This is a genomic window from Myxococcus virescens (assembly GCF_900101905.1).
In the GTDB taxonomy this organism is placed as follows: domain Bacteria; phylum Myxococcota; class Myxococcia; order Myxococcales; family Myxococcaceae; genus Myxococcus; species Myxococcus virescens.
This window is the reverse complement of the sequence record NZ_FNAJ01000049.1, coordinates 1-1,539: the sequence shown is the minus strand read 5'-3', so window position 1 is coordinate 1,539 and position 1,539 is coordinate 1. Positions and strand designations below refer to the sequence as shown.

Genomic DNA, 1,539 nt, shown 5'->3' with positions numbered 1-1,539 from the left:
TATCCCCGAGACTCGATGGCGCCCCGTAAGGGGTAAGTCGCTGATGCTCTGCTTCCAAGAAAAGTCCCGTAGGGAGCTTACAGGGTGTCCGTACCGTAAACCGACACAGGTGGGCGAGGAGAAAATCCTAAGGCGCTTGAGAGAACTCTCCTCCAAGGAACTAGGCAAATTTCCACCGTAACTTCGGAAGAAGGTGGGCCTCTGGTAGGTGAAGGCGTACAGCCGGAGCTGAGAGAGGTTGCAGAGAAATGGCGGTAGCGACTGTTTACCAAAAACACAGGACTCTGCGAAGGCGACAAGCCGACGTATAGGGTCTGACTCCTGCCCGGTGCTGGAAGGTTAAGGGGATTCGTCAGCCGCAAGGTGAAGCGATGATCCGAAGCCCCAGTAAACGGCGGCCGTAACTATAACGGTCCTAAGGTAGCGAAATTCCTTGTCGGGTAAGTTCCGACCTGCACGAATGGAGTAACGACTTCCGCGCTGTCTCGGAGAGGGACTCAGCGAAATTGAAATAGCTGTGCCGATGCAGTTTACCCGCAGCAAGACGGAAAGACCCCGTGAACCTTTACTATAACTTGACAGTGACACTAGGGATTGACTGTGTAGGATAGGTGGGAGCCTTTGAAGCCGGGCCGCTAGGTTCGGTGGAGGCAACGGTGAAATACCACCCTGTTGATTTCTGGTGTCTAACCATGTCCCGTCAGCCGGGATTGGGACACTGTCTGGTGGGTAGTTTGACTGGGGCGGTCGCCTCCCAAAAAGTAACGGAGGCGCGCGATGGTTCCCTCAGCCCGATTGGAAACCGGGCGTCGAGTGCAATGGCATAAGGGAGCTTGACTGCGAGACGGACACGTCGAGCAGGTGCGAAAGCAGGTCATAGTGATCCGGTGGTCCTGAATGGAAGGGCCATCGCTCAACGGATAAAAGGTACTCCGGGGATAACAGGCTTATCTCCCCCAAGAGTTCACATCGACGGGGAGGTTTGGCACCTCGATGTCGGCTCATCGCATCCTGGGGCTGGAGCAGGTCCCAAGGGTTTGGCTGTTCGCCAATTAAAGCGGTACGCGAGCTGGGTTCAAAACGTCGTGAGACAGTTTGGTCCCTATCTGCTGTGGGCGTAGGATACTTGAGAGGCTCTGACCTTAGTACGAGAGGACCGGGTTGGAGGCACCGCTGGTGTACCAGTTGTCTCGCCAGAGGCATCGCTGGGTAGCCATGTGCCGATTGGATAACCGCTGAAAGCATCTAAGCGGGAAACCGACCTCAAGACCAGGTATCCCGGGCGCAAGCCCCTGAAGACCCGTCGAAGACTACGACGTTGATAGGCCGGGTGTGTAAGCGTGGTAACACGTTCAGCTAACCGGTACTAATTGGTCGTGAGGCTTACTTTCCCCATTCTCTTGCATGCCCCCTCAAGGGGAGTAAGGGACTCGGGGCCAAGGCCGAGGCTCGAGTGCTTTTGGCACTCGCCTGGAAGACTCACACTGCGCACAGCGAGACTTCGCTCAGCAATGAATTGAAACTTACCCTTTGTATGCA

1 rRNA gene is annotated in these 1,539 nt (G+C 55.8%); it reads left to right on the top strand.

What is annotated here, in order from left to right:
- Positions 1-1,391: ribosomal RNA gene (locus BLU09_RS37980) — 23S ribosomal RNA — on the top strand; the annotation flags it as partial.
- Positions 1,392-1,539 lie beyond the last annotated feature (148 nt).